This window comes from Adonisia turfae CCMR0081, from assembly GCF_011009555.1.
Classification (GTDB): domain Bacteria; phylum Cyanobacteriota; class Cyanobacteriia; order Phormidesmidales; family Phormidesmidaceae; genus Leptothoe; species Leptothoe turfae.
This window is the reverse complement of sequence record NZ_QXHD01000004.1, coordinates 1685389-1705803: the sequence shown is the minus strand read 5'-3', so window position 1 is coordinate 1705803 and position 20415 is coordinate 1685389. Positions and strand designations below refer to the sequence as shown.

General features: G+C 47.9%; 15 protein-coding genes. 7 read left to right on the top strand and 8 right to left on the bottom strand.

Annotated features, from left to right (window positions below):
• Positions 1-82 precede the first annotated feature (82 nt).
• The 4 genes from DXZ20_RS11490 to DXZ20_RS11475 all read right to left on the bottom strand — a co-directional run bounded on the left by DXZ20_RS11490 (position 83) and on the right by DXZ20_RS11475 (position 5202).
• On the bottom strand, positions 83-1678 hold the full coding sequence (locus DXZ20_RS11490; protein WP_250565077.1) for an amino acid ABC transporter permease: 1596 nt from the start codon (positions 1676-1678) through the stop codon (positions 83-85).
• Positions 1679-1683: 5 nt separating this feature from the next.
• On the bottom strand, positions 1684-3132 hold the full coding sequence (locus DXZ20_RS11485; protein WP_163667618.1) for an amino acid ABC transporter permease: 1449 nt from the start codon (positions 3130-3132) through the stop codon (positions 1684-1686).
• Positions 3133-3493: 361 nt separating this feature from the next.
• Positions 3494-4588: an amino acid ABC transporter substrate-binding protein gene (locus tag DXZ20_RS11480; protein WP_163667615.1), complete on the bottom strand. Its 1095-nt coding sequence runs from the start codon at positions 4586-4588 to the stop codon at positions 3494-3496.
• 404 nt (positions 4589-4992) lie between these two features.
• A complete protein-coding gene (locus DXZ20_RS11475) occupies positions 4993-5202 on the bottom strand; it encodes a hypothetical protein (protein WP_163667612.1) in 210 nt (69 codons plus the stop codon).
• 122 nt (positions 5203-5324) lie between these two features.
• On the opposite strand from DXZ20_RS11475, the gene DXZ20_RS11470 reads away from it, so the two are divergent.
• Positions 5325-6530, top strand: coding sequence for a lipid-A-disaccharide synthase-related protein (locus DXZ20_RS11470; protein WP_163698284.1), 1206 nt, complete (start codon positions 5325-5327; stop codon positions 6528-6530).
• A 55-nt stretch (positions 6531-6585) separates the two neighbouring features.
• Here DXZ20_RS11470 and ilvN read toward each other — a convergent pair whose 3' ends face one another.
• Complete coding sequence (ilvN, locus tag DXZ20_RS11465) at positions 6586-7116, bottom strand: acetolactate synthase small subunit (RefSeq protein ID WP_163671756.1); 531 nt, start codon at positions 7114-7116, stop codon at positions 6586-6588.
• 312 nt (positions 7117-7428) lie between these two features.
• On the opposite strand from ilvN, the gene DXZ20_RS11460 reads away from it, so the two are divergent.
• From DXZ20_RS11460 to DXZ20_RS11445, 4 genes are all read left to right on the top strand, one after another.
• Positions 7429-8649: a caspase family protein gene (locus tag DXZ20_RS11460; protein ID WP_163667607.1), complete on the top strand. Its 1221-nt coding sequence runs from the start codon at positions 7429-7431 to the stop codon at positions 8647-8649.
• 147 nt (positions 8650-8796) lie between these two features.
• Positions 8797-11757 (top strand): HEAT repeat domain-containing protein, encoded by a 2961-nt coding sequence (locus DXZ20_RS11455; protein WP_163698281.1) that lies wholly within the window; start codon positions 8797-8799, stop codon positions 11755-11757.
• Between the two features lie 202 nt (positions 11758-11959).
• Complete coding sequence (locus DXZ20_RS11450) at positions 11960-12559, top strand: Crp/Fnr family transcriptional regulator (RefSeq protein ID WP_163667601.1); 600 nt, start codon at positions 11960-11962, stop codon at positions 12557-12559.
• 15 nt (positions 12560-12574) lie between these two features.
• A complete protein-coding gene (locus DXZ20_RS11445; protein ID WP_163667598.1) occupies positions 12575-13213 on the top strand; it encodes a TVP38/TMEM64 family protein in 639 nt (212 codons plus the stop codon).
• 132 nt (positions 13214-13345) lie between these two features.
• Here DXZ20_RS11445 and DXZ20_RS11440 read toward each other — a convergent pair whose 3' ends face one another.
• A complete protein-coding gene (locus tag DXZ20_RS11440; RefSeq protein ID WP_163698279.1) occupies positions 13346-14479 on the bottom strand; it encodes an ATP-grasp domain-containing protein in 1134 nt (377 codons plus the stop codon).
• 600 nt (positions 14480-15079) lie between these two features.
• Positions 15080-15376, bottom strand: a complete 297-nt coding sequence (locus DXZ20_RS11435) for a helix-turn-helix domain-containing protein (RefSeq protein WP_163667592.1) — start codon at positions 15374-15376, stop codon at positions 15080-15082.
• A 137-nt stretch (positions 15377-15513) separates the two neighbouring features.
• Here DXZ20_RS11435 and DXZ20_RS11430 point away from each other — a divergent pair, with 137 nt between their 5' ends.
• Complete coding sequence (locus DXZ20_RS11430; RefSeq protein WP_006515208.1) at positions 15514-16443, top strand: isoaspartyl peptidase/L-asparaginase family protein; 930 nt, start codon at positions 15514-15516, stop codon at positions 16441-16443.
• A 461-nt stretch (positions 16444-16904) separates the two neighbouring features.
• On the opposite strand, the gene DXZ20_RS11425 is transcribed toward DXZ20_RS11430, so the two are convergent.
• On the bottom strand, positions 16905-19157 hold the full coding sequence (locus tag DXZ20_RS11425; protein ID WP_163698277.1) for an MASE1 domain-containing protein: 2253 nt from the start codon (positions 19155-19157) through the stop codon (positions 16905-16907).
• Positions 19158-19981: 824 nt separating this feature from the next.
• Between DXZ20_RS11425 and DXZ20_RS11420 the strand changes: the two genes are divergently transcribed.
• Positions 19982-20404 (top strand): hypothetical protein, encoded by a 423-nt coding sequence (locus tag DXZ20_RS11420; protein ID WP_163667586.1) that lies wholly within the window; start codon positions 19982-19984, stop codon positions 20402-20404.
• Positions 20405-20415 lie beyond the last annotated feature (11 nt).

The window sequence follows — 20415 nt, the reverse complement described above, 5'->3', positions numbered from 1 at the left end:
AAAACCCCAGGACTATTTTGGCATTTACTACCCGTGGCGCTGTGGTGGACGACACGGGATTTAACATCGAATCGATTAGTACTTAACGTTCAGTGTTTAAGGCCTGCTCAATTCGTCGACTGCCCAAGGACATGGCATAGCAAAAGAACCAATAGAGCACGGCAATAAACAGATACACTTCGGAGTAATCTCCCAAATACTTGGGGTTAGCCAAAATACTGTTACTGATACCCAATAGTTCCACCAGACCTACAATGCCCAGCAGTGTGGTGTCCTGGAAAAGGCTGATAAACTGGCCCACAATCGCAGGAATTGCGGTCTTTAAAGCCTGAGGTAGGACAATCAAGGCCAATGTTAAGGGGCTATTCAGTCCTAACGAGGCTGCAGCTTCAAATTGACCTCGGGGAATAGCCTGCAAACCGGCCCTCACATTCTCTGCCAGATAGGCTGAACTAAACAGGGTCAAACCCACAATGGCCCGCACAATGTTGTCTGGTCGCACACCCTCAGGTAAAAACAGCGGAATCATTACCTGCCCCATAAACAGTATGGAAATCAGAGGTACACCACGAATCAGCTCAATGTAGGCAACGGATAATCCCTTGATGATGGGTAGACTGCTGCGCCGACCCAGGGCCATTAACACACCAATGGGAAAACATAGGGCAATACCAGTAATGGCAAGAAACAGCGTCAGGGTTAAACCACCCCAATTGTTAGTGCCAATAGGCTTTAGCCCAAAAAAGCCGCCAGCAAGATCAAATATAGAACTGATGGCAAAGCAGCCTAAGCCAAAGGCAACGACAGCAATGACAAATGTAGTCAGGGTTTTACGCTCAGCCAAAATTGGCACCAGCAGCGACACAAAGGAAATATAGGTAACCAATGTAAGCAGCTTTAGGGGTAGCGGCACATTTAAGAACCCATACACTGGCCAGAACAGTGCTACACTGCCCGCAAACCAGACAATGCGCATCAGCCAAATGCCAATCGGGTTAAGGCTAACGGCATCAATAATTGAAGAATTGGCTAACAGTTTAAGTGCCATTGAGGCTAGCCAAATACTCGCGCCAACGGTGAGTACCAAAAAGATCAGGCTGTTGCGAATATCTCCCCCTGCTAGAATCAGCAGCGAAATAGAGTAAGCAAAAAACCAACCCGCCGACAAAAACTGACTGAGGGTCAGCTTCCGTTGGCCAATAGTTTTAGCCCCCCAGGCACAGGCCAGGGTGAGCACCACCATACCAATCAATGTCAGGGCCGATGGCCGAGTCAGTGGCAAAATAATCAGGCCAGCGCAAAGAATAGCGACGGTGATCAGCCCGCTGCGACCCAAGAGCTTGCTTTGGTTACGCGCTAGCAGTCCCCAGGTAAAACCGCCCATGGCAACATTGACAGCAAGGATGACCCAAATACGTGAACGGATCTCCGATGGGTATAACCCTGACATAAATAAGGCCAGGTTGTTGGGGATTACGGCCCACTCAGCCAGTCGAATCGCCCAGTTGAGCATGCCCCATAGTGCTGCCAGCATGATGCCGACCAACACGACTGTTAGCAACGCGTTGTACCAGGTGTTGAACAAATGCTTACGCAGCCAGGCTACCGGACCTGCTTGGGCAATGGGCGGCGGGCTAGCGTCAACTACCAAAGGTGAATCAGGTGACGTTGTTGTCATCGCCTCTACCGCTCCTTAAATTGCACAGCACTGTTGAGTTGATTCATATTTACTGAAATCAAAAGGTTGATGATGAGATAAGTGGCCATCATCAGTAAAAAGACTTCGACCGGTCGCCCCGTTTGGTTAAAGGTGGTGTTGGCCACGGAATATAGGTCGGGATAACCAATGGCCAAGGCCAAACTGGAGTTCTTAGCCAGGTTGGCAAATTCACTGTTGAGTGGGGGAATAATCACCCGTAATGCCTGGGGAAACACCACCATACGCATGGCTAAACCTGATGACAGCCCTAGAGAACGGGCGGCTTCCCACTGGCCTTGAGAAACCGATTGAATTCCGGCCCGAACAATCTCAGCAATAAAGGCTCCGGTGTAAAAGGTTAACCCCGTCACAATGGCGGAATATTCTAACGACAGCCTCAGACCGCCAGTAACACCGCCGCTAAATGTACCGTCATCTCTGACACCAGCAACGGGTGCTTCCCAGCCGAGGGCAAAGAGAATAATGAGGACGCCGAGGAGCAGTAGACCTGCGATCGCAATCAGCTGTGGTTTACCCGACTGTCCCTGCTCTACAATCAGCTGTGTCCGCCAGCGGTTCAGCAATACCAAAGGCACAATCATCACTAGCAGCACAATCACCCATAGGCCTTGAGAGCTAGAGAATAGCGCGGGTAATGCACCTTTAAAATAAACCCCCTTACCCGCATTCCAGTTGAACAGCAGAAAGAACTCAGCCAATACCAAAATAGGGATCAAAAGAATGCTAAAGCCATAGTTGAGTAACGGTCCTATGCCGCCCTGATAGCGGCCAGCACGAATGACCCCAATCGAGCGCATCAACACGCCAATCAAAAGCAAGGACACAGCCAACAAAATCAAACTAGTCCACGTTGCTGGTGTAAACGATGGCCCCGGCAAATATATTCCTTTTTTGCTCAGTACCAGCCAGCTAGCATTGGCATTGGGAAAAATAAACGGGCTCCTCGGTGCAGGAAAACTAAAGAAAACCGCCAAATACCAGAAAAACAACTGGAGCAAGAGCGGTACATTACGCACCAGTCCTACATAGGCTCGACTAATTTTGTAAAGTAGCCAATTATCAGAGAAACTGGCTACTCCAGCGGTGATCCCAACCGTAGTTGCCAGAATCACACCGACAATCATCACTCGCAGAGAATTGATGATACCCACCTGGATAACCTTAGTGTAGGTATCCTGCGCCTTATAGTCCAAAAGGCTTTCACCAATCCCAAATCCGGCTGAATTCTTGAGAAAACCAAAGCCAAATTGAATACCTCGACCCAGCATGTTGTCATTGAGCGTGGCTGAGAAATGCCAGAGCAAATTCACCACAAACAACACAATCAGCGCTTGGAACGCAATCTTCCAAAAGCGTTCATCACGGAATAGAGATTGGATACCAGAAATTGGACTGTTACTTCGACTGGTCATAACATAGGAACAACTAAAGGCTTAGCAAAAGCAAATTTAAACCACATCGCACATTAAATTCTCAAATGTGCTCTGATTCTCAGCTGTGCTCTGGGAAAGACATATGTATATACGAACAAAGCTCTTATCATCAACACCTAAGTTCAATCATCATAGGGGGGTGACGATAGGAGATTCTAGCTTTTTTGCCCAGGCCACAAAAACTGTTAGTAAACGTAATGTAATTCCTTAGGTGCCGCAGTACGATGGGCTACCGTGCAACTAACTTCATCATTTGAAATAAAAAAATAGGGGCCTAATAGGCCCCTAAAAACTATCCAATGCTGGTTGTTAAAAAACACCATTAGATAGTTTCAGTTATTTAGCGGAAGGGAGGTGCATACATCAAACCACCATCGGTCCAAAGCGCATTCTGACCACGATCAAGTTCAAACTGGGATTCCTTACCCAAGTTGCGCTCAAAGATTTCGCCATAGTTACCAACGTGCTTAATAGCGCGTAGCATAAAGTCATTGGGCAGACCCATATCATCACCCAAAGTACCTTCAGCACCTACGAAACGTAGAATGTTGGGATCTTCGCTGTTAACGGCTTCTTCAATATTCTCAGAGGTTAGACCAAACTCTTCAGCCTGAATCAAACCGTAAGTAACCCACTTGACAGTATCAAACCAAGCAGAGTCGTTGTTAATGGTTACCGGTCCCAAAGGCTCCTTAGACATGGTGACATCTAACAGAACATGAGCATCGGGCTCGCTGAGGGTACTGCGACGAGCGATTAGCTGAGACTTATCAGAGGTAAAGCCTTCGCAACGACCTTCATCGTAGGCAGCATAGCCAGCATCAGCATCTTGGAAGACAACGGGCTCAAAGCTAACACCACGCTGGCGGAACTGGTCAGTCAGGTTGAGCTCAGTAGTGGTACCGGTTTCAACACAAATGGATAGGCCTTCCATGTCTTCAAGGGTTTCAACACCACTATCAGCACGTACCAGCATGCCCTGACCATCAAAGAATGTAGTAGGAGCAAACTCCATACCTACAGATGTGTCGCGACTGATGGTCCAGGTGGTGTTACGGGAGAGCATGTCCACCTCACCCCCCTTAAGGGCCTCAAAGCGCTCGGTGGAATCTAGACGGCGATACTCAATGGCTTCAGGATCATCAAACAAGGCAGCTGCAACAGCCTTACAGACATCCACATCCAAACCGGAGTAAGTACCGCTCTCGTCAACAAAGCTGAATCCAGGAATACCACCATCAACACCGCAGTTTAGGGTGCCGCGACTAAGAACAGTTTCTAGGCGGCTACCACCGCTAACGGCACTCGAAACCGTATCGACAGCATCACCAGCCGCATCAGTAGCTGTATCAACAGCATCTTGAGCACCACCGCATGCAGCTAGCGGTAGGGCAACAGCAAGTAATGCTGCTAATGAAGAACCCCTTTTTGCCATAGTTACCTCACACACTCCATTGGAATAAATCAAGTCAGCTTAGTGGAAAAACACAGCCTGTAAATCGAGAACCAATGCAGTTTTCAGAACCACGATCCACGACTTATGTAATGTATCTAGGCTGGATTTTTATGCATTCTAAGACGTTATGTTATCGCCTACCAGGAATTAATACGTATAATACGCGGCAGTTATGGCAAGAATATGAGGGCAATAAGGATTGATTTCAAAGAGATAGCAGCACTTTGTATTGCAGATCACTATTTTTGAAATCGAGTAAAACTTAAGACTTACTTAACCAGTGTTATTTAGGTTACCTATCGAAACGATAGAAATAATACTAGGAAATGAAGTCTATTACTATGAGAATCTCTAATTCCTACCAAACAAAAATGATTGAAAGTTTATTCATTCTGAGCAATATCTCGAATTAGGGGAAGCTTAGAGCGAATGTAGTGGTTGACCTGGCTCAATTCAACTGTATCTAGAGGAGACTGATGACATAGCTGCTCTATCACCCAGTTGGTCAGCCCCTGATCGTCTAGGCTGAGAATATAGTTGCTGTGGGCGGCATCAATCACAGACCAAAGTTGACGAAGCAGAAAAGGAGACATGCAATTTTAATATTGTTTTAACATTCTCGTTTCCATTATCACTATTACATGCCAGGGTTGATGTTTAATTTTGACAAGTTTTCTCACAGACAAGCCGACTTAACTCAGGGTTGGTCGCTGTCATGAGGCTACTTTGTATCAGTAATGGGCACGGGGAAGATCTGATCGCCATCAGAATTTTGCAGGCTCTGCAAGGGTTAGCCCCTCATCTAAAGATGGCAGCCTTACCCATTGTGGGTGAGGGTCGGCAATATCAGAAATTAGGCATTGAAATTATTGGCCCCACGAAGAAAATGCCCTCCGGTGGCTTTATATATATGGACAGTCAGCAGCTGGCTCGGGATTTGCAGGGGGGGTTGCTTCAGCTGACGATTGCGCAGCTACGGGCTATGGGAAAGTGGCTGAATCCAGATGATGTGGTGCTGGCGGTAGGGGATATCGTGCCGCTACTATTTGGCTGGCTCAGCCGCCATTCATATGGGTTCGTTGGCACTGCCAAGTCTGAATACCACGTGCGGGACGAGCAGGGCACATGCCTAGTAAAATCAACGTTGCTTGACGTCCTGGACTTTCAACGGACCTGCGTTTACATGCCTTGGGAGCGCTGGCTAATGAAACGTAGTGCCTGTGTATTCCCCCGCGATGGTATTACCACTCAACGATTACATCGCTGGGCCGTAGAAGCCTATGATGCAGGCAACCCGATGATGGATGGGTTTGCCATTCCTACCAGTCAACAGGCCCACCAACAAGGTCTCACTGTTTTGTTATTGCCGGGTTCCCGTGTACCTGAAGCCTATGAAAATTGGCAGCGGTTACTCCAGGGTGTGGATGACCTGACTCGCCATAGACATGAGCCAACCACTTTTTTGACCGCCGCTGCGCCCAGCTTAGATATGGAAATGCTGACGGAAACGCTCACTCATTATGGTTGGCAGTTTACAGGACAGGACCATCAACGAGGTCAGCATAGGCTACAGCTTGATCAGGGGTTATTTGTGGATTATGCCTATCAGGCTAACGTTGCGATCGCAACCGCCGGTACGGCCACCGAACAGTTTGTTGGCTTAGGTAAACCCGTACTCACCCTGCCGGGCAATGGCCCTCAATTCACCCTAAGTTTTGCCCAAGCCCAGGCTCGCCACCTTGGCCCATCGGTCACCCTGGTGGAGCACCCAAGCCAGATCAACCAAATGCTCACCGCCATCTTAAATGACCCAGAACGCCAGGCTATCATTTATAAAAATGGCTTGCACCGCATGGGTCCTCCCGGAGCGGGCAAGCGTATTGCTGAAATTTTGCTCAAAAAACTGCTATTGGCTGCCTAAATCAAGGGGCAAGGGCGCAGGTTATAGGCGTATGCGCCCCTACGGTTTGCACCATCTAACCGATGACTGCACTCATGGGTGCTTTGGCTTTCAGGTATTCCGTGTTGACTCCAGACTCACGGGTGAGGGCAATTTTGCCAGTGCGGGCAATCTCACGCACACCAAAGCGATCTAATACCTGAACAATAGCCACCATTTTGCCTGGATCGCCAACCACTTCAATGGTCAGCGACTCGTCTGAAACGTCCACCACACGAGCCCGGAAAATTTGGGCAAAATTGATAATCTCAGCCCGCGTGCTGCTAGTTGCATTGACCTTTAGCAACATCAGCTCGCGCTCAACACAGGGCTTCTCAGTAATGTCGTTCACCTTGAGCACATTGATGAGCTTGTAGAGCTGCTTGGTCAATTGCTCAATGACACCGTCATCTCCTGGCACCACCATGGTGATGCGAGAGATACCTGCCTGTTCAGCCGGTCCGACAGCCAGACTCTCGATGTTGAAACCACGGCGGGCAAACAATCCAGCAATGCGAGTCAGAACGCCTGCTTCATCTTCGACCAAAACAGAAAGGGTGTGTTTCATGGGAGGAACAGTGATGGAGATGGATCCAATCATGGGGTAGCCCCAATCATGGGGTAGCCCCCAGCAATGGGGGTGGCCCATTATTTTATTCCAGAACCCTACCTTCGAACACATCAACTTCAAGAAACCAATTTAAGAAACTAGGTTTCTTAAGGTGAAGCATCCCGGAAAGTGAGAATGTCCCTCGAAAATTTTTATACATACGGGCAAAACAGGCAATTAAACAGAAACATTTCAGAAATATTTCAAATAACAGCATTACTAACAGACCTAAAACGCTGTTTATTCAACCCTTTAGGGAGATTGGGAGATATGGGCAAACACATATTGCTGATCGCGGTAAGCACGGATGAATTGGCTATAGACACTATGGAAGAGTCTCCTGCGATCGCAAACGTCACTGCCCTCAGGAAAGCGCTATTAGTTGATTTAGAGGGGCTGCGGGATGATCAGATCATCACCCTAATCAACCCCAATCTGCGACAGATGCGCCATGCCATTGCGCTGATGACCTATCGCTGCCGTCACGATGATCTCTGTCTGATTTACTACACTGGCTATGGTGTGCTTGATCCCCGCACGGGGGCTATTTATCTGCCCGCCAGCGACACTGACCCCCATGCCGTTGCTACCACAGCCATCTCCAGTGACTATATTCGCCAGGCCCTACCGTCACTACAGGAGGGGCTTAATCGAGTCATGATACTAGATTGTCTTTGGAGTTCTTTACCCCAAAGCAACATTGATAATCCAACTATGCTACAAGGGGGAATGTCTCCCAACGGTCACTTACCAATGCCCCATTTGGCAGACTGCAACTGTGCCCTGCTCACAGCCTTAGCTAGCTCCGCAAACCCTTGGCCCACCGTCGATTTAGGTCTATCTCTCTACACTCACTATTTGATTGAGGGGATTACCACAGGATTAGCCGATACGGATGCCGATGGGGGTATCTCCATCGATGACTTACAAACTTACCTGGCGCGGGCACTCAGTGAGAGCCATACGGACATCTTTCCCATTGCTCTCTACACCCACAACGAAACAGCCGACACCCCACTGCTAGCCGTTCCTCCCTATTCTCCTGAACGGGAATATCGCAGTAGCCTTGAGGAATATGCCCACCGCCATCAGGGCCATATTCCACCCGCCAGCCGCAACATTTTAGAATTTCTACGCCATCAGCTGGGCATTAGCGTTTACCAGAGCCAAGAAATTGAAGCCAATGTGATGGCTCCCTACGCCCACCATAAGGACAGTTGCGATCGCTATCGACAGGCCATGCTAGCCGCTTTAGAACTGGAAAACCCCTTGGGCAAACCGCTAAAAAAGTGGCTACAGCATCTTCAGAGTGAGCTTGCTCTGAGTTACGAAGATGTGTGCGCCATTGAAGCCCAGGCCATGACCCACCCAGGCTCTGCAGGGCACCTGCAAACCTTGCCCCGCTGGTTAACCCCCATTGATGATCAACAGCCAAAACTGCCTGCCCATGTCCCCAATGGTCGTAACGGTCAGGACTATTACAACAGCTAGATCGACATTTAAAGATTCCCCTCATTTGGACTGTATGGGCAATATAGTTCAATCGATCACGTCAATTTGCTATTGATGATTGCCAGATGATCCGGTAGCGTCTTTGGCATGATCACCATCGGCTCTGTTTAGCCGTCCTGTTTGACCATGCAGTCAGATTTCTCATATTCCCAGCCCCAGTGGCTCCAGAAAATTTTTACGGCACTGAACCTGCGTCCTGAAGAAGGCCATCGCACCCTGCTGCTGTTTACCTTCTATACCTTCATGTCCATGGGGATTATGTGGCTGGAGGTCAGTTCGGCAGCGTTATTTCTAGACAAGTATGGAGCCAAAACACTACCGCTGATCTATTTGTTTACGGCATTGGTAGGAGTAAGTTTAGGCAGCGTCTATTCTTGGCTACAGCGTCTGCTACCCCTGCGCCAGGTGATTGTGTTGATTGCCCTATTGATGACCTTACCCATTGGCCTATTTCGCATTGGGTTAGGCGTTGAGGTTTGGGCCGCCCCCACCATTTTTGCACTGCGTCTGTGGATGGAGGCCATCACTAACCTGAACGAGCTGAATTTATCCGTATTAGCCAATCAGCTGTTTAATATCCGCGAGATTAAACGCACCTTCCCCCTGATCAGCAGTGGCAATTTGGTGGCCGACATCCTCAGCGGGTTTACCCTGTTTGCCCTCCTGACGGTTTTAGATGTCAACAATGTTGTCTATCTGGTACTTGGCATCATGCTGGTGGCAACAGGCGTGCTGTTCTACATCAGCAAAACCTATGAACATGCCTTCCCAGACTCCAAACGCCGGACAGTGGAACTGTCCAATGCCAATTTTTCAGCCAGACGGTTGCGTAAGCTCATTCGCCGCTATGTGCTGCTTTTACTGAGCTTTTTTGTGATCGCCCAAATGCTTCTGTATTTGGTGGAATATCAGTATTTTCTACAGTTAGAAGCCCAAGAATTCAGCATTGATGCCATGGCCAAATTCCTGGGTATTTTCACCGGGGTATTGGGCCTCATGGAATTGCTTACCCAGCTATTTACCTCCAGTCGTTTAATTGAACGGTTGGGATTGTTTATGACAGCAGGTTTATTGCCAGCCTTAATGGCTATCTTCAGCTGTCTGTGCTTAGTGGTAAGTCTACCGGCGGTGGGTGGCGCAACCGGACTGTTTATCGGCCTGATATTGCTGAAGTTTATTGATGAATGGCTACGCTACACCATTGTGGCTAGCAGCCGCCCAGTCCTGTTTCAACCGGTTCCCGCTCAGCCACGGGCCAAGATCCAATCATTGGTCGGTGTAGCAGAATCCATCGCCATTGGTATAGTGGGCATCGGGATTTTACTGGTGATGGCTCTAGCAAATCACATTAGCTGGATGCAGGGGAGCAGCATCTTTTTGTTCATCACCCTCGGTCTATCATTACTGTGGTTAGGCAGCATTTTTTTGTTGCGATCGCAATATCTCAATCTTCTTGTACTCACAGCTGAACGCGGTCTTTTAAGCTTTTCCGACGCCAGTTTACGGGTATTAAAACAGGCGATTATCGAAGCCTTAGACAAACCTGGCCCCGAAGCCGATAAGCGCTCCCTAATTGAGCTGCTCACTCAGATTGAGCCTCGCAGCATCAGCGAAGTGTTGGCTCCCATGCTCAGTGAGCTTTCCCCCAATCTGCAACAGCAGAGTTTGGAGACCATGCTGGTCTATCCAGATCCCACATTTACGGGCTATGTCGACGCTCTCATTTACCCGTCCCAAGAGCCATCCATTTTGGCCTTAGCCCTCCGCTATGTCTGGCTGACCCAGCAAGATGGCGATGTGAATCAGCTCAAGCCCTATCTGAAACCTAGCATTGATCCAGCTGTACGCGGCACGGCTGCTTCCATGATGCTCAGACATGGAAACCCAGCAGAGCGGGCGCGGGCCACATACCTGTTGCAGCAGATGCTCACCCACCAGGAGGAACTGGAGCGGGTGATGGGCTGTCGCGCCTTAGGGGAAGCCGAGTACATGCAAGGACTGCGGCTCCATGTGCCCAATTTGTTGCAGGATGATTCACTGCGGGTACGACGGTCAATGTTGGAAGCGATCTCAGCCACACGGCTAGAAGAACACTATCCCTCACTGCTAAAGGCCCTCAGTTATAAATCCACCCGCGAAGCGGCGATGAAAGCCCTGAGCGAACTGGGCAATGACGCCCTCCCGATGCTAGTCAAGCTGGCCAACGATCCCTATAAGAGTGAAACCTTACGCCACCAGGCTTGGAATGTCATTGGCCGCATCGGCACCCTACAGGCCCTCAACCTATTGTCATCTAATTTGATGACGGCATGGGGAGGCCCCCGTCGCTGGATTTTACGCATTTTGTTAAAGCTCCTGGATGAGCAGGGCTTACGCCGGTCTACGGATATTGATAGTGCCCTTGACCAGCTCGGTCGTCCAGGGGTAGAAACCTTGTTAGATCAAGAGCTACAGTTTATTGGTCAGCTCTACAGTTGTTTGGAGGACTGTTCCGAAGAAAAGGCATCTGGAGAAACCTGCGAATGGCTGCGACGGGCTTTGCAGGATATGAAGGCGGATGCCATGCAACGCATATTGTTACTGCTGCGGTTTCTTTACCCATCTTCAGTGATTCAAGCAGCAGAGCTCAACCTGGATGGCTCAGCCGCCAGTCGAGCCAGAGGTCTGGAGATTTTAGACAATACGTTGAACATTCCTGCAAAGCGCGCCATTCTCACCTTATTTGACCGATCTAATTCTAATAATGAAACGACGCTAGCCGCCCTCCATCCACTGGTCACGTACCAGCCCCTGGAACCCCAGGAACGTCTACGCCAACTCATGGAACTAAGGCATTTTCTATCGGATTGGGCCTTAGCCTGCTGCTTTCATGTAGCCCGCACCGAGCGCTGGCCCCTAAGCGGTGACCATGTGATGGCATCGCTCCGCCACCCGGTCAGCTTTGTGCGAGAGGCCGCTTTAAGCTATTTAGACATGGCTTCACCCAGCAGCCTTCCCAGGTTGCTGCAGTTAATGGAAAAAGACTCTGATCCGCTGGTGGCTGACCAAGTCCAGAAAATGCTGGAAAAGCATGTGGCCACTCAATAAATACACAGTTTGAGGCGGTGGGATTTGGGTATGTTCAGGGTTAAGCAGATGTAGGTTTGGATAATGTATGTGGTCAATGTACTACCCTGTATTGCATCGACTGCCTCCGAGGGTTACACTGCCATAACTGAGCGGCCATCCACCGCTCAACTGTGCTCACTGTGTGGTTTTGACCAAATAGCATATCTAAACCAAGTTCACCATGCTCACCAGCGTTGATCGTTTACTATTCGTGCGGGGTGTCCCCATCTTTAAAGAACTGCGGGACGACTTTCTAGTGCGATTAGCATCCATCATGGATGAGCTGTCTTTTCCTGCAAATCATAGAATTTTTAAGGAAGGTGAAGAGGGCCGTTCTCTTTATATCGTGGTCTCAGGACAAGTACGGGTACATTTGCGATCGCAAAACCTAACCACCTTAGATAAGGGGACGTGTTTTGGTGAAATGTCCCTGTTTGATGCTGAACCACGCTCCGCCTCAGTGACCACCATTAATGCCTGCGATTGTCTGGTTCTGACTCAGCAGCAGCTATACGAAGCCATCGACGAAACCCCCGGCATCGCTGTCAACATTATTAAGCTCCTGTCGCGGCGCATTCGCGAGATTAATAAGGAGCGTAATCAAAAACAAGCCAGTCAACCCACAAAAATCTCACCCATCCTTCAGGATGCGCTGCAAGAAGTCCCCAGGCCTAATGCTAGCAACGGCAATAGCAAGTCCCAGAGCCCTGCCAAAACTCGGCAGAGAAAAGTGCGTCAGACGCCAACAACCACTCGCTATGAAAACCCATGGCCCTATTAGTCACCCCGCTAAACCATGAATAAGACAAAAAAGTGGCTAAAACTGGTGGTAATTGCGATCGCAACCATCGCAGTTATTTGGATCATTCAACGCTATGGCGTTAGTCAGCTACGAGACAACGTTGAAACCTTTGGCGTTTGGGCACCATTAGCCCTATTTTTCCTCAGGTTTACCAGTGTTGTTATTCCCGCTTTGCCAGGCACCGCTTACTCTGTATTGGCCGGGGGCCTACTAGGTTTTTCCCAGGGTCTTTTGGTGATCTGTCTGGCCGATCTCTGCTCTTGCAGCTTGAGTTTCTTTTTATCAAAGCAATTTGGTCGTAGCTTTGTGCAACGCCTGATAGGCGAAAGATTCATCAGCCGCGTTGATAACCTCAGTCAAAGGCACCTAGAACGCAACTTCTTCTTAATGACAGCCTTTCTAATGACAGGTTTTTTTGACTTTGTTGCCTATAGTGTTGGCCTCACAAAAGCACCCTGGTTACGATTTATTCCAGCCCTTATCCTGAGCATTGCCATCTCGAACCCTCCCATCGTCGCACTTGGGGCAGGCGTGTTAGAGCAAGGAAGATTACTGTTAGTTTTTGCAGTTTTAGGAGCCTTTGCCTTAGCACTTTTAACCGGCTTCCTACAGCGCAAGCAGCCCATAAGCTAATGCTTGTGCCCCAACCATAGCCAAAGACTGAATCGCATAATAATCAGTCCTATGGAAGAATAATGCAACATTCACTGCTCCAACGTTAGGGAGTCTAGCACCCATGAATGTTGCATTATCGTTTTTTACTCTTTAGCTAACAGCAACTGGCTGACGACTCCACTGATGCCGTATTTGTTGACTTAACTCCATCTGTTGTACAGGGGAGCCTGCCAATAATACAGTCACCTTACCCGCCTGAATAGTCCCCCAATTAACTAACACAACACCTGTTTTAGTGATTGGGTCAAATTCTAGGCCATCTAAACTCAAGTCCGCCAGTTGTCGACAGTCAGTATGCAAGGTTTCACTACACCAACTTGGTACATTCAACCGAGCGGCAATCTCAGTGGGATACGAGGAACCGTTATATCGAGGGTTGCATTCAATCGCTAAATATAGTGGCCCTGTTGGAAAATCCGCAACCGCCACATCAAACCCAAAGGTCCCCCTCATCCCCTGTTCAAACATCCATTGAGCCATGGGATCTGTAATATGCCATGGCTGATGCAATGTTGGATAACGATTACCGCCATGCACACAACCGTCTAAGATTTGCTCAGACACCAGAGCACGCGTTAATCCCTCCGATGTCACCCGATATTGCAGATTGAGAAAAGCAGAGGCCTGGATCTCCACCTGGACTTGAAAAGGCTTGTCTTTCGGAAACTGTTCTACAGCATCTAACAGATCCGCAGAATTCTCACATCGAAAAATACCAACACCATGATCTGAGACAGCTCGCTTTACATAGCAAGGATAGGAAAAAGCTTCAAGATTTCCTAATTGCGTACGACTTTCAAAACACTCAGTCTGGGGAACAGGAACACCGAGTTGATGAGCCAATGCGACAAAGTTATTCTTAGAATTCATGTATTCAACAACTTTGTACCAGTCGCCATCTAACTGCCTTAGGATCCTGGCACAACCCTGATTATGATCAGAGGAATCATATTCAAACGCATGGCCAAAGAAATAGACCGAGATTTCATCAGGAGACTGTTGAGCCAGCTCTTCAAAAGCAACATCCCAAATAATATCGTGACTATGCTCTAACCCAATGCGCGCATAGTGCTCTCTCAACATTGGCCAATCAGCCATCAAATCTGGATGTAACTGGACTTTATCCCCTGGAGAGCTTAAGCCCAAAGCTCTTCCTGAAAAAAGATGAACCCCCCGATTGACGTCCAGGGTACTCATCATGATGTCATGGTTAAAGATCTTCATTGTTAAAATTCTCAGAGCGATAGTGAACTTAAATAACTAACGTAAGACTGCGAAGATTGCCCGCTTGCTCTATGTTTCCAGTGTCTGAGAGACAAATCGATTCAGAACACGACCTCCAACCACGGATCAGCATGAAGTATCCTGCATCACTAATGCAATAGTAAAATATTAAATAATTTGAGATATCAATATCTCTAGAGCACAAGCCTCGACTGCACACAGGCACTCCTACCAGCTTCTCAGACTCAACGTATCCAGCAAAAACCTCAATTAAGACACGATCATCAGCCAATCAAAGCTCTTTTCTCCCACTCTAAAAAACAGATTTTTTTGCCCTTAAAATATCTTGTTTTCATGACATGAGAACAGAAAACCTGTAAATCAATACTCTGTTTTGTTTAGAAAATTGTTATATATTCTTCGAACAAATGATTTCCAAGATCAAAATCAAACTTAACTCTTTAGTAAGATTTAAAAATATAAAAAACATTCTCCCGGCATTAAGAAGCCAGGAGAGAATAAAAAACAATGGGGCTTGATCTAACTACTGCTGACTGTAGCAGCAGTTAAACGACCTAATTGCTGCTTATGTTGGAGCAATCAAGTTTGAACTGACATCTGCACGGTCAAACCAGCTTTAGTTAGAAGCTGAATCAAATCTTCCACTGAAAACCGGCTAATTTCGCCATTGATCAGATTTTGCATACGAGGAGAAGACTGCCGAAAAGCTTGGGCCGCCTCATCCAATGTCCAATGTCGTTCCTGAATATATAGCCGCAGCGCCAGCATTAACTCTGTCCTGATGCGCAAGCTCTCCAGCTCTGCTATTTCCAAATCTAATGTGGATTGCTCTAATACGGGTAACCCACTCACTCTCAAGTCTTGGAGCAAATTCATGATTAGCAATTAGATATGCTGACTTCAGCCACTACATTATGCGATACTTCTGTAGCCAAAGTAACCGAGTCTAATGCGCTAATAACTGAGTGCGTGAGATAACAGTGGGTTCCAGTTATTTGAAATTTTATTAAGCTATGCCAGATCAATTCTCTCTCATTATCCATGGTGGTGCAGGAGCTTTAGAACAAATAAAGCGTGAGGGAAATGAAACAGAGTTTATGGAAAGTATTCGCAGCATTTTAGAAAGTGGGCGCAGTATTCTAACAGCGGGTGGCAGTGCACTAGATGCAGTTGAACACTGCGCTGCTCAGTTAGAAGATGATCCACTCTATAATGCAGGTCGTGGTTCTGTTTTAAATGAATATGGTGAAGTAGAAATGGACGCTGCCATTATGGATGGCAAAACCTTCCAGGCAGGAGCTGTTGCAGGCATCACCTCAATCAAAAATCCAACTGCCCTAGCGCGCCAGGTGTTAGAGAAAAGTGAGCACGTTATGCTCATTGGGAAAGGGGCCCGTGAGTTTGCTAAATTTTGCGGTTTACCCCGCATGGCCAATGATTATTTCGTGATTGAGACTCGCGTTCGTCAATGGCGTGAGGCTCAAAAGGTAGGGGGCATGATGCTAGACCATGAAGCCGCCACACCTAGCCAAAAACTTGGCACCGTTGGGGCCGTTGCCAGAGATAGTGCCGGGAATCTAGCCGCCGCTACGTCTACGGGAGGGATTGTGAACAAACGCTGGGGGCGTGTGGGGGACAGCCCTATCGTTGGTGCTGGTGTCTTTGCTGATAATGACACCTGTGCTGTTTCCGCCACCGGCTATGGAGAACAGTTCCAACGAACGGTACTGTGCAAAATGATTGCGGATTTTGTTTACTTCCAAAAGTTGGATGCCCAAGCTGCAGCCACTGCTGGCATTGATTACTTAGTGAAAAAAGTCCAGGGTTTAGGGGGGGTCATCGTGATCGATCAAGCAGGCAACTGTGCAGTAGGCCATTCAACATCTGGCATGATTTACGGTTGGATTGAGCATGGCGGCGAAGCCCTATGTAAGTTGGCTTAAATCCATTGGCCATCCATAGGGTTAAATAGTGTGACTAAAATCACTGAATATCAATCAAAATTGTTCTTTAGCGATAAAAATAAAGCTGAATATCGGAGACAAGCCTCCAAAAGTACTCATTTCTGTTGGATTATCTCAAGCTCTTCTGTGTTTTTTGAGAACTATCACTCACCTGAGGTGGAAGCGAATGGGCTTTAGTCGCATCGACAATAATTCCATAGCCATTACAATGTTCACAGGGCCCGCCTGCACCACCGCACACAGGGCATAGCCCCTCGTGAGCCAGGGATTCATTAGATAAACGAATGCTCACGAACATGACGAAGCCTAACGCTGTTAGGATCGCTAAAAAAATCCATAGGGGAAACATCACCACCTAACCTCTGCATCAGCATTAATTATAGCGAATGTCTATTCACAAGGACGACTCTGATGAAGGCCTTGCATATCTTTAGTCGTATTTATTTCTCCTGTAATTGCCAGGAACCATTCCAACTCTTTTTAGGCGGATGTTTCTGAAGCTGCTGACAACGTTCTAAATAAATCCGTGTTGCTTGATCCTCAGGTGTTTTACGGAGCAACGTCATAAAGGTTTCAATGGCAAGATCAAACTCACGCTGCTCGTAAAGCATTCGGCCTTCTTCGTAGAGAGCAATGTGTTCTTGTTGAGTAGAGTTTAGGGGTTGTGACCGCAATCCCAACACTTCATACAAGTGCACCGGCTGCCGTTTACCCCGTACGCACACATAATCCAACTTTCTCACCCAGACTGTCTTCTTGCATAGCTCATAGGTATTTTCGCTAATGATAATGGGGCAACCATAAAACTTGGTAGCACTCTCAATGCGAGAGGTGAGATTCACACCATCACCGATGGCAGTAAACTCCATACGTTTACTGGAACCGATATTGCCCGTAATGACATCATCGGAATTAATGCCAATGCCAATTTGCAAAGTAGGCAAGCCCTGTAGCTGTTGTTGTTGATTAAAAACCGTCAGTTGTTGTTGCATACCTAAGGCGGTGGCAACTGCCCGCTGGGCATGATCTTCTTGGGGAAGTGGTGAGCCAAATACCGCCATAATGGCATCACCAATAAATTTGTCTAGGGTACCTCGGTGGGCAAAGATCACATCCACCATGGTCTCAAAGTAACGATTAAGGAGAACAACAATCTCTTCAGGGGCAAGCCGCTCAGTCAGTGCAGTATAGCTGCGAATATCAGCAAATAAAATCGATACAAACTGGCGCGCACCGCCTAAGGTGGTGTTATTGTTATCTAGTAGTTGTTCAGCCAGATCCTGACTCAAATAGCGATACATAGTAGCCCGCACCGTCTCTGTTTCTCGTAGTGCGGCCTCTGCCCGCTTACGCTCAGTAATGTCCTGTACTGTCCCCGTAATCCGATCGGTTTCGATGTGAACATGCTCATTCACCGTACGCTCTGTACCATCGGGTAAAATCAGCCGATAGTCTAAACGGTAGGGTTTTTGATGGGTTCGTGCTACATTCCAAGCTAACCCCACCCGCCGCTGGTCCTCTGGGTGTACCCGTTCTAGAAATAACGATTGACTGGGTGGGACCGAACCAATAGGGTAGCCCAAAAGGTTATATAGCTCATTGGACCAAATGAGAGAATTATTGTGAGGCGACAGTGTATTGTCTTCCGTTTTTGTCACCACAGCATTGACAGTTTTATCAAGCGCTTTTTCATTCAGACTGATGCTCCAATCCCAGTTACCTAGCTGAGCAATGCGCTGGGCGTTAGCCAAGCTTGCTTCACTCCGGGCTAACTTTGCTCGACTTTGCTGACGTTCTGTCACAACCACCGACAAAACCAACGCCGTCAAGGTAATCACAGCCGCATAGGTCTGGAGTAGCAATATTGCTTCCTCTAGGTTGCCGTCCGCTTTCGTAATAAACGGCCCACCCCGGTGCACGGCCCCTGTCACGGCAATGACTGACACCAGGAAGCTTGCCAGGGTAGTTCCGCGCAACCCCAATCGCAGGGCAGACCAAACGACAAAGGGGAAGGGGAGGTATTCTAAGGGGTATTTTGCGATCGCACTATCCGTATGTGCCCCAAACACCATGGCACTGACGGCCACCAGCAATCCTAAACAAAGACCTAACTCCCACCGGGAGCCAATGCGGAGGGTCATCTGCCGTTGCCGACCCGCTGCGATCGCTAACAATAGTGGTGTCAGCACCAAAATACCCATGCCATCTCCGAGCCAGATGACGATAGCATTTTGGACCAGCTCTTGCCCTGTTACTGCGCCAAACCCATAGCCCACAATAGTGCTATATACCGCATTAATAATAGGGGTGAGCAATACCCCAAAGCCGATAAAGGTTAGTAGATCATCCAGCTGCCAGTCGTATAGCTGCAAACTTTTCTCCCATCGACGGCGTAAGCAATAACTACCCACCACCGCCTGCAGAGCACTGCCAAAGCAGAGTATCAGAGACATGATCCAGGGTGCTTGATCAGCGAGCGAGGCCCAAAATGCACCCAAGGCAACGCCAACCCAGAGGCTTTGGCCATTTATTAACAGAGCAGCTAGGGCAATGCCAGCCGGTGGCCACAGGGGCGAAGCCGTCGCTTCTATATTCAGCGCGTTGGTGGATAGCTGGGCGGCGAGAAAGAAACAGACGGCCAGACAGCCGATACGCACCCAATAACTGGTGTGCCATTGATGCTCATTTGCCATTGCTCAGTAGATGTCATAATTTCACGCTACACTGGGACAAACCAATGGTTCCAGTGGTCCCCGTTGAAAAAAATGCAGGTGGGTAAGGTCAGGGTACCCAACATTAATACATGTGTTGGCTAATAGTAGCTATTTAGATGCCGGGGCAGTGAAGAGGCAATTAATGGGTAGCAAAGGTACTATTTACCTAGCATTGCTGATCCTCGGGATGACTTTAGTTATGAGACACCGTTAAGTAGCAATGACTTTAGACCGGTTCATCCCCTAAATCAGCAATCGCATTTATCCCAACAAATTCATTCCTTGACCCAGAGGTGACAGTTAAGGCTACAAGAAAGCGGCATTTGCCACAATTCTATCTGCACCTGACAACTAGTAGTCTGTGACATCAGGACGAAAACCACCTTTAGATCACCAGGCAAACTTGCAAAAGAGAGACAAACTTAATCGAAAAGAGTTTTGTTAGATACAATACATGCAGAAACATGTAGAAGCATCAGCAATCCCTGAGAGGTCTAAATAACAACAAATACAAAGGCCTCAGGCGCATCATTAAAACATTACAACACAATGGGTTAGACCCCCTTACTGTCCCCCATACTACTGCACCACCTCCACTTAAGAACTACAAGGAGACTTTGATTAACAATTTAGACTGAAATCTAAAATATTTGTTAAAATCTTTTAGAGAGCCAGATAGCATTGATATCAGACAAAATGGCCCAGTTATCAAAGTTATCGTTGGACTTATACGTAGCTGATCCCCATAACATCCTCAAGGTCATCCTTTATGCTATGTATATCGAGTATTGAGTGAGGCCACTATGAAGAAAGTTGACAGTAAGGCAACTGGATGCTCCAATCAGCCTGGTCCAATTTCTTGGCAAAGCGTTCCTGAATTTATTCAAAAAGCATTGGCTGCGCAGGGTTGCGTTCTACTTAGGCATCGTCAACAACGCCCGTTATTAGCACATATTCGCTTTCAATACACCCCTTTTTCCTATGAGGGCGCACTTTATTACCTACAGTGCTGGTCCCATGATGAATGGGGAGTTTCTCCTAGTCCAATCATCTTTCCCTCTGAAGGCTCTTGTTCTTTTGATGAACTCAACAACGGCAGCCTGCTTTCACTAACTGTCAAAAAAGCTGTTGCTAAGTTTTATGGCATTTTTCCGGACAACTCTCCCTCTACTCCACCGTCACCTACCAAACAGTATGACGATAGATTACTACCGTTAGCTGGTTAAACCCATACGTG